9 protein-coding genes are annotated in these 8,885 nt (G+C 62.0%); 4 read left to right on the top strand and 5 right to left on the bottom strand.

The window, feature by feature from the left end:
• Nucleotides 1-493, top strand: a 493-nt coding sequence (locus BMYO_RS11090; protein ID WP_143249192.1) for a transposase, incomplete at its 5' end; no start/stop codon positions are given.
• 206 nt (nucleotides 494-699) lie between these two features.
• Here BMYO_RS11090 and BMYO_RS11705 read toward each other — a convergent pair.
• A complete protein-coding gene (locus BMYO_RS11705) occupies nucleotides 700-873 on the bottom strand; it encodes a hypothetical protein (RefSeq protein WP_158216995.1) in 174 nt (57 codons plus the stop codon).
• 349 nt (nucleotides 874-1,222) lie between these two features.
• Between BMYO_RS11705 and BMYO_RS11080 the strand changes: the two genes are divergently transcribed.
• Nucleotides 1,223-1,915, top strand: a complete 693-nt coding sequence (locus tag BMYO_RS11080) for a hypothetical protein (RefSeq protein WP_094668516.1) — start codon at nucleotides 1,223-1,225, stop codon at nucleotides 1,913-1,915.
• 1,074 nt (nucleotides 1,916-2,989) lie between these two features.
• On the opposite strand, the gene BMYO_RS11075 is transcribed toward BMYO_RS11080, so the two are convergent.
• Nucleotides 2,990-4,342, bottom strand: a complete 1,353-nt coding sequence (locus BMYO_RS11075; RefSeq protein ID WP_094668515.1) for an ABC transporter substrate-binding protein — start codon at nucleotides 4,340-4,342, stop codon at nucleotides 2,990-2,992.
• A 306-nt stretch (nucleotides 4,343-4,648) separates the two neighbouring features.
• On the opposite strand from BMYO_RS11075, the gene BMYO_RS11610 reads away from it, so the two are divergent.
• Entirely contained in the window at nucleotides 4,649-5,695 is a 1,047-nt protein-coding gene (locus tag BMYO_RS11610) for a LacI family DNA-binding transcriptional regulator (protein WP_143249191.1), read from the top strand.
• 142 nt (nucleotides 5,696-5,837) lie between these two features.
• Nucleotides 5,838-6,020: a hypothetical protein gene (locus BMYO_RS11065; RefSeq protein WP_143249190.1), complete on the top strand. Its 183-nt coding sequence runs from the start codon at nucleotides 5,838-5,840 to the stop codon at nucleotides 6,018-6,020.
• Between the two features lie 62 nt (nucleotides 6,021-6,082).
• On the opposite strand, the gene BMYO_RS11060 is transcribed toward BMYO_RS11065, so the two are convergent.
• The 3 genes from BMYO_RS11060 to BMYO_RS11045 form a co-directional block, all read right to left on the bottom strand.
• Complete coding sequence (locus BMYO_RS11060) at nucleotides 6,083-6,382, bottom strand: alpha/beta hydrolase family protein (RefSeq protein ID WP_143249189.1); 300 nt, start codon at nucleotides 6,380-6,382, stop codon at nucleotides 6,083-6,085.
• Nucleotides 6,383-6,419: 37 nt separating this feature from the next.
• Nucleotides 6,420-7,607, bottom strand: a complete 1,188-nt coding sequence (locus BMYO_RS11055; protein ID WP_233428270.1) for an ATP-binding protein — start codon at nucleotides 7,605-7,607, stop codon at nucleotides 6,420-6,422.
• Between the two features lie 725 nt (nucleotides 7,608-8,332).
• Nucleotides 8,333-8,885, bottom strand: a 553-nt coding sequence (locus BMYO_RS11045) for a transposase (RefSeq protein WP_143249186.1), incomplete at its 5' end; no start/stop codon positions are given.

The following is an 8,885-nucleotide window of genomic DNA, read 5'->3' as shown; positions in this document are numbered from 1 at the left end:
ACGCACCATGGTCTGGCGTGAAGCGCGGAGAACTGGCGAGGCCAGGAAAGGCGCGAAGGACCCGATCAAGGGCGCGCGCTGGGCCCTGCTGAAGAACGAGAGCGACCTGACCGCCGGGCAGAAGGCCCGGCTGGAGTACATCGCCGGCACGAACGGGACCCTCTGGAGGGCGTACAAGCTCAAGGAGGAACTGCGCATGATCCTCCGGCAGCCGGCCGACGAGGCCCGCGTCCTGCTCCTGCGATGGAGCGGCAAGGCCGCCTCGAGCGGCATCGACCCGTTCACCGGACTCGGCGAGAAGATCGGCAGGCGCTGCGAGGACATCGTGCGGACCATCCGTTCCGGACTGTCCAACGCCAGGCTGGAGGCCGTGAACAACAAGATCAAGACCACCATCAAGATCGGCTACGGCTACCGCAACCTCGACAACCTCATCGCCCTCGTCATGCTCAAATGCGGCGGACTCGACCTCACACTCCCCGGACACCAATAACCAGTAGGAACAACCACTGACTCACGCCCACACAAACACCCGAAGAGCCTTATTTTCTAGGCTCTTCGGTGAGCCACGTCGTTGCGGTGGCACGACAGTCCTATCGGATATGACGGGGAATCCGCCGGATACTGCCGGCGGATGGATGGTGGATATGGATGATACGACGGACTCGGCCAAGGGCTTGCGCCCGTTGGCCAGGTCCGTCAGTGTTGTTGTTTCTTGCTGTCGCCTTGTTTGAGCGCCTCGAGCCGGCGATCAAGTTCGGCAATCGAGTTGTCGGCCGCTGCCTTCAGCCGCTCGAACTCCGCCAGCGCCGCAGGGTCCATGACCGGACCACTCGACTCACGGCGATGCGATGCATGACGTTCAGAAACCACTGTCATACCCCCTATTCGTACCAACCTATCGTACGACATGGCCCCGAACCGCCACGCCCGTACCTCGTCTTGGCGTTGACCGAGACCTCGCACCTCCAACATATTCCACGGCGCGTGACCGTTCACGAAGCCCGGCGATACTCATCTCGCCGCTCATGGGTGAATGGTCAGACGGCGATTCGGCGCACGGCGCGCATTCGGGCGGCGGGAGGACGAACATGACAGTGAAGATGAGGGGACCAATTCCGAAGGGTCGCATCGGTCTGCACTATGGCGTCGATTCCGTCACATCCACCGCCCATACGATAATGGAGACAACGGCCAGAAGGTCGGATGGAGGGCGGGCATCATGGCGAATCAGACGGATGGGACCGCGGAACGCAAGTGGATTTCCGGCATACCCGAAACGCCCGGCAACAGCATCGCCGCCACCCTGCCCGCCATCATCGGATGCACCATCATGACGGCCATTATGAACGCGGTCTTCCTGCTCATCTACTACCTAATACTCAATAAACGCTCCCTCGCCGACGTCTTTTTCCACGGAGACCCGCCGTTCCCCATCGACGCGACCGTCATCGTTCTGGGCCTTGTCATCCTGCCACCCATCATCGGCATCCTGGTACCAATGAGCGACCGGAGCCACGACACCAGCAAGCCACTCACCATCCGCGCACGCCGGTTCGGGCGCCTCAAGGCGTGCCCCGACCGGCATGATCTCGACGGGGATACGAAGTCCATGGATATCAGACGCATCCTCTTCCACTTCTCCGACACCGGAACCATCCGCGTCTACGCCGAAAACGACAACGGGCCCGTCTTCCTGACCCTGCGACTGAACGCCGGACGGATGCGCATCGAAGACGAGCAGCCGGTGGACGCGGCGCTCCTGCACGAGGCGGAGCATGAAGGCAGCGACGTGATGGATTCGTTCCTCGACCCGCGCTGCTCGTATTCCATCGGGAATCGTACGTACGGTCGAACGACCGGCCGCCTGAACAAGACTAGGTGTCTGATCGTCAGACAAGAGAATCCGGCATAGGCGCGATTATCGGATTATTATTGGCAGCCGACAGATGCCCGGCATCCGACGCCGGAAATTCATTAATGGGCGTTGGAACTTTCAGTCCCGCCTTTCGGAACCCGTTTCAGTAACCCGCTTCACTACCCAGCCCCCCGGACCAGCTTCCCCGGGCCAAAACCATCAAACGACAACCTTCCAACGTGCAATACCGCACCGAATACGGCTCCCATCGGGGCGACCGAACCACCACGCCCGATCGTTGTGCCTGTGTGTACCGCGTCCACCGAACGCCCTATCCCACGCCCCGACACACACGGACGGCACAGGCTGGCCGGCACAGGCGGCACATGTTGACCGGCACAGGCTGACCGCACAGGCGACACACGCTGACCGGCGCACCTCCAGCACGCAAAAACGGCACGAAACGTAAGTCAGCGACGAGGCCATGTTACGTTTCGTCCCGTTTCGGGGTGTTGAAATGGGACGAAACGTAACGCTGCTTCGTTTGAAACTTACGTTTCGTCCCATCACTGGCCATACGCGACAGGCCATGCGCCACAGTTTGCACCACAGTCACCCAACCCAAACCCAGCCGGATCACCCGGAACCGTGCGCAAACCAGTCCGCAACCGGTGCCTCGTACGACCGACACAGGTCAGCACACCGGCGGGAGACGAACGAGCAAACGCGGCCGTCAAGATTCACCAAGCATGAAATGCCATAGCAGTACGGTTCGATTCGACGAAAACACAAGATACCACAAATCACACCGCATCCATCACACAATCCAGGCGATGCGTCCCGCGTAACAGTCGTCCCGCATACGAAAAAGACGCCGTCCCTCGAGGAAGGAGTGATTGGGGGACGGCGAGTATTGAATACCGGCATACGACGTCTCGCCCACGCCAGTGATGGCGGGCCTGAGCCTTGACAAGCCGGACGGAGCGGTGGAGATGAAGCAGGAGGATAGAGACTACAGCACCCGCGCAATGGTCGGATACCGTTCCCGGCCGAGACCGGGAACGGAACCGCCCTACAGGTGAATGCCGCGGCCTTCTCAGACCGGCGAACGAGTCGCCGGCCAGTCCTAAATCATTGCTTGACCGTGAAGCCCTGGTCCTTTCCGATCTGGATGATCTTGTCCTGCCACTTCTGCACACCCTGCTGCATGGTTTCCTGACCGGTAAACGCCCCGCCGACGGTATCCAAGTAGGCAGCCCTCTCGGCGACGCCATACGGGGAGACCTGGTAGCCGGTCAGCACGTTCTTCGCGCCTTCGGCCAGCACTTCGTTGTACTTCTGGCCGGAGAAGTAATCGACGTCCTCTCCATCCTTCTTGATCGTTGTCTGGCCCAGCCATGCGGAGTCCTTCATCGTCTCGTTATCGGCGGGGAAGGCGCCTCCATCGACACGGGTGGTCACGCCCTCGCGATCGTGGTTGGCGAAATCGATGAACTTCCACGCGGCCTCGGTCTTCTCGCCGCCCTCGATCACCGCCAGCGAGGAGCCACCCAGCTCGGCGTTCGCGGTTTCGCCGTCCGGAGTCGGCATCGGCGCCACGCGCCACTTACCGGCGGCGGTAGGCGCGCCGCCCACCAGATTGGCGGGCATCCATGCGCCGGAGAACAGGGAGGCGATGGTGCCATCACTCAGGCCGCGGTTCCAATCATCGGTCCATCCAGCGGTCTTGGTGTCGATGAGGCCCTCGGAAATCATCTTCTGCCAGAAGGCCTGGAACGCCGTGGAACCCTTGTCCCCCGTGAGGTTCACGGTGATGGTGGTGCCATCGTCCGACGTGGAGAACGGCTGCCCGCCGGCCAGCCAAGTCATGGCCTCGTACATGCCGGCGTCACCGGCGTCGTTCGTGATGTAGTACTTGTCGCCGAGGGCGCGAATCTTCTTGGCGGCCTCGTAATAGTCGTCCCAGGTCTTGATCTGCGTGGCGTCGACGCCGGCCTTGTCGAAGACCTCCTTGTTGTAGAAGAACGCCATGGGGCCGGAATCCATCGGCAGACCGTAGATGCCGCCGGCGAACTGCACCTGCGCCCAGGTGCCGGGCGTGTAGTAGTCGGCGTAGTCCTTGGCCCCGAATCCGCTCAGCTCCTTGAGCTGCTTCTTGATGGCGTATTCCGGCAGCGCGTAGTACTCGATCTGCGCCACGTCGGGAGCGCCGTTGCCAGCCTCAAGAGCGTTGGTCAGCTGCGTGTACTCGTCGATGTTGGTGCCCACGTTCTGCAGGTTGACCTTGATGTTCGGATACTTGGCCTCGAATTTCTTGGCCACATCCTTCAGCGTGGGCTCCCACGCCCAGACGGTGATCTCCTGCTGCGCATCGCCGGAGGTCTGGTCGCCGCCGCCAGCGGAGTTGGAGTTCCCGCACGCGGCTACGCCCGCCAGCATCGCCACCGATCCGGCGAATGCGATCATTTTCCTTGTGTCCACCATGACTGACTTCTTCCTTTCCCGTAGGTGCATGCCATCGACAGCACCGGCATGGGATCATCCCCACACCGTGTTCCACTACGAACATCCGGTGGATGGCATCGCTGACATCCACCATCCGGCCCGCCCGTGTGGCATTCCCATCTGTTTCAGTGCGCCTCCATGTTTGCGCAACCACAATTGAGTATACACGATAATCGATAGGTATCGATACTGGAAACGCCAGAAAATCAAAAAATACAAGCGACGTTTCGAAACACGAAGACCTCCTATACTGTCTATGAATGCCGCTAACGCAAAGGAGCCCCCATGCCATCCCACCGCCGCCCATCGTCCAAGGACGTCGCCGCGATGGCGGGCGTCTCGCAAAGCACCGTGTCCTACGTCATGAGTGGCGCCCGCCCGATCTCCGAGCAAACCCGGCAAAAGGTGGAGCGAGCGATGCGCCAACTCGGCTATGTGCCGGACGCGCACGCACAGGCCATGATCAGCAACCGTTCGCACATCATCGGGCTTATCACCGAAACCACGGAGAACACCCAAGGCGCCGAACTGTTCCCGCTGCTCCATGCGGTCCAGGACGCGGCGCAGATCCACGGATACGACATCATCCTGGTCTCGCCGAAGAACGACATTGCCGACATGAGCCGGCTCGCCAGGGCCAAGCTGGTCGACGCGTTCATCATCATGGACATCCGTCACCACGACGAGAGGCTTGCCGCGGCAGGGGAACTCGGAATCCCCGTCGTGCCGTTCGGCGACTCCGGCGCCCCCTACGCCTTCCGCAACGTCGCCTACGACCAGCGGACGATCATCGATCTCGCCTTCCGTGAGATGCACGACATCGGCGCCCGCATAGCCGTGCCCGTGGCCGACGCTCGCGGCGGCACCAAGGGATTCCCGTTCCTGGACGTCTACGAGCGGCGTTTCCGGGAATGCGCAAACGACTACGGCATACAGCTGGAACCGTTCGACGCACCCGACACGTACTGGCAGTCGTTCGAACCGCTGACGCGCCTGTTCCCAAAATGGAAAGGGCAGGGCGTCTGCCTGTACGTGCGTTCATCGCGCGCCCTGTCATGGATCGAGCACATGATGCTCCTGAGCGGCATCGAGCCGGGACGCGACATCGGCCTCATCGGGGAATGCTCCGACCATTTCGCGCAGATCCAACCGGTGCCGATCACCAATGTCTCCCCCGAGGCCCGCACCGCCGGCAGACGCGCCGTGGAAATCGCGGTCGCATCGATCGACTCGGCGCTATCTGATGTCGAACCGCCTAGGACCGGCATCGAATTCATCCCGCCCCGGTTCACCAGACGGGCCACCACGATGCCGGGATTCGCCAGGGCATGACCCGATGCCGGGCTTCGGGCGGCAGCCCCGACTCGGTCATCACGCCCTGACCAGCAGTCCGACGTCCTACCGCACCCCGCATAGATTACGCAGTACAGTACTGCCGGAACGGCTAATGCGCAGCGCCAGACACACGACCGCTATGGACGACCTGGTCGACAGCAGAGTGGAAAGCGCACCGCTCAAATACGACCTGTCGGAATGGTGTTCCTTCCATTTCCAACACCATCGCGCACGCGGCGCAAAGGCCGACACGAGAATCATCTACCGGCGCACCGACGACGGAATCCAGGTCAGGGGATTCGGCCACCGTCACCTGCCCTGAGACATCTACCGGCGCATCATGGCCGAAAGACCCTGACGGGCCGATGCCGCGATTTTGTTGGGTTAGATTACCCCAAGCAGGTAAGTTAGCTCGCCGCCTCGCGACTGGCCGCCGACGGCTGGACGGCCTCCTCGCGGCCGCAGATTGTCGATGACGTAGTCAAGGGCCTTCTCGAAATACTCCAACGGCGTGTTGGAGATATAGGAACTCAGCCCGGGGACCTTGAAGTAGCCGAGGGCCAAGGCCTGTATGCCACGCGACGCGTAGGCGGCGGCACGCACCTTGTTGATGCCGCCGCCGAATCCGTTGAGCACGATGACGGTGGGAAAAGGTCCGTCGCCGGCAGGGCGCAGCGTCGACATCCCACAATCACAGCTGCCACGACCGCATGGTTTGCAATCACGGCAGCCGGTATCTGCGGTTGCGACTGTTCGTGGTGTCGGTGGGAACAACCTTGCCTTGCTTGACCAGAGACCTGAGCGTACGTCGCGCGGTTTCCACGGATACGCCGGTCTGTTCGGCCAGTTCGCGTGCGCTGCAGGCCCCCTGACGCGTCATGATCGACAGGAACGCCACCTCGCGACCGATGCCCGGCTTCCCGCCGATACCAACGAAGGATGCCGGGGCAATCGAATCATCGCCGGCGAGATCATCCCGTTCGCCACGACTCATCGACCTCCAATCCGCCTTCGCGGGACGGTGGAACACCACGGCGAACTGGTCCGCCGACGTCCGGAATTCCGGCTCGGGCAATCCACGCTTCCGCATCAGCCGGACCATGAGCTCCACGCCGGAGCCCTGTCCCTCGATCGTCGGACCGGCGACGGGAGCCGGCACCGACTCCATCAGCTGCATGAGGATCGCGTTACGACAGCGCGACGTTCCATCAGCGATGTTCTCCAACGTTTTGCCGCCCCACAGCCCGCCCGGGTTGCGGACCACGACACGATCGGAGAACACGTCCACGGATACGGACTGCCCGGTGAAATAGGGATGGTATTCGCGGTGCACGACCGCGTTGGCGATGGCCTCGCGCAACGCTTCCACCGGCAGCTCGCATTCATCGCGGCGGCCCACCCCGTTCACGACGGATATCGTGCGCAGATTCCTGACAGTGGCATGCACCGCATCCTCGATGGCCGTCGGCAACGGTCCGTCGCATAGCACGCGGTCCAGGAATCGGGGCATGCCCGGCATGGCTTTACCGGTTCCGGGATGGCATGCCACGTCGATAAGCAGTTTGGGTTCGAACTGCTGCGGATACTGCCCCAAGGCAAGCAGGCCAGCCAGCCGCACCCTGCCGTCGGACGCGAGGACATTGAGCCGTTCCAACCGCGTGGCCCGGTCCGTAACGCCTGCCAACGCCTTCGAGGTGAGCTTCCGCCCGATCAGGGCATCCGTCAGCTCCCCGTCCAAATCATCAACACCACTTTCCGGGACCGGCATGGAATCCGCCCGACTCGGAATCAGAGCATTGCGGTACTCGTAAATCTCCATATGCGTCAACCGGAGGTCCTTGTCGTCGACCCTCTTGTAGCTGCCAGCCTCCACCCCCTTGGCAAGGATGTAAGCAAGGCTTGAACCCAATCTCGTTCTCGATGATCCGTATGGCCAGGACCTGCCCGCCGTCCACCTCGACACGGTCCATCACATAGCGGGGAGGATTGCCGAGGCGTGAGCCGGAGACACCTCCGTCCCCCATGCCTTCGATGAACTGGTCACGGACCTTATCCGGGTTGAAACGCTCCGCCAAGGCAAACCCACGACGCTCATCCAGACCGAGCAGGATCAGCCCGCCGAACGTATTTGCGAATGCGCTGACCGACTCCCACACATCCGAGCTCAAACGGTCCGAGCAGGATTTCGCCTCTCACCGTGCATCGTCCGTACCATATCGGCGTAGCCGCCCGATAGCCTGCCTGGCGTCCTTCGACAAATCCTCCAACGACTCGGTCATATCGCCCCCATCTCGGTCATTTATCTCGGTCAGCGACCGAGAAGATGACCGAGACGCCCAAGCCGACACGATTCCCCCGCAACCGGAAAACCGTTGGCCTGCCTGATCTTTCCGGACCTCCGACGGCGGATTCTGCGTGCACCGGCATTCTTCTCGGTCATCATCTCGGTTATCCTCTCGGTCACCCTCTCGGTCAGTGACCGAGAAGATGGCCAAGATGCCGAGCGACGGAGCGACCCCGTTCACGTCAGTTCCTCTAAACCTCAGAAACGTGCAATCTACGCACTATGCGAAACCTCATAAATAGGCTCTTCGGGTGTTTGTGTGGGCGTGAGTCAGTGGTTGTTCCTACTGGTTATTGGTGTCCGGGGAGTGTGAGGTCGAGTCCGCCGCATTTGAGCATGACGAGGGCGATGAGGTTGTCGAGGTTGCGGTAGCCGTAGCCGATCTTGATGGTGGTCTTGATCTTGTTGTTCACGGCCTCCAGCCTGGCGTTGGACAGTCCGGAACGGATGGTCCGCACGATGTCCTCGCAGCGCCTGCCGATCTTCTCGCCGAGTCCGGTGAACGGGTCGATGCCGCTCGAGGCGGCCTTGCCGCTCCATCGCAGGAGCAGGACGCGGGCCTCGTCGGCCGGCTGCCGGAGGATCATGCGCAGTTCCTCCTTGAGCTTGTACGCCCTCCAGAGGGTCCCGTTCGTGCCGGCGATGTACTCCAGCCGGGCCTTCTGCCCGGCGGTCAGGTCGCTCTCGTTCTTCAGCAGGGCCCAGCGCGCGCCCTTGATCGGGTCCTTCGCGCCTTTCCTGGCCTCGCCAGTTCTCCGCGCTTCACGCCAGACCATGGTGCGTACCTTGTCGAGCGCGTCGGTGGCCCAGCTGACGATGTGGAACCCGTCGAGGATGCGCTCC

The organism is Bifidobacterium myosotis (assembly GCF_002259745.1).
In the GTDB taxonomy this organism is placed as follows: Bacteria; Actinomycetota; Actinomycetes; order Actinomycetales; family Bifidobacteriaceae; genus Bifidobacterium; species Bifidobacterium myosotis.
Note: the sequence above shows the minus strand (reverse complement) of the source record. Positions and strands in the feature narration are given on the sequence as shown.

Excerpts from the sequence above, each read along its gene's own strand:
- BMYO_RS11060 (WP_143249189.1), bottom strand. The coding sequence starts at position 6,382 with ATGTCGACGCTGCGCCCTGCCGGCGACGGACCTTTTCCCACCGTCATC.
- BMYO_RS11065 (WP_143249190.1), top strand. The coding sequence starts at position 5,838 with ATGGACGACCTGGTCGACAGCAGAGTGGAAAGCGCACCGCTCAAATAC.
- BMYO_RS11080 (WP_094668516.1), top strand. The coding sequence starts at position 1,223 with ATGGCGAATCAGACGGATGGGACCGCGGAACGCAAGTGGATTTCCGGC.
- BMYO_RS11610 (WP_143249191.1), top strand. The coding sequence starts at position 4,649 with ATGCCATCCCACCGCCGCCCATCGTCCAAGGACGTCGCCGCGATGGCG.
- BMYO_RS11075 (WP_094668515.1), bottom strand. The coding sequence starts at position 4,342 with ATGGTGGACACAAGGAAAATGATCGCATTCGCCGGATCGGTGGCGATG.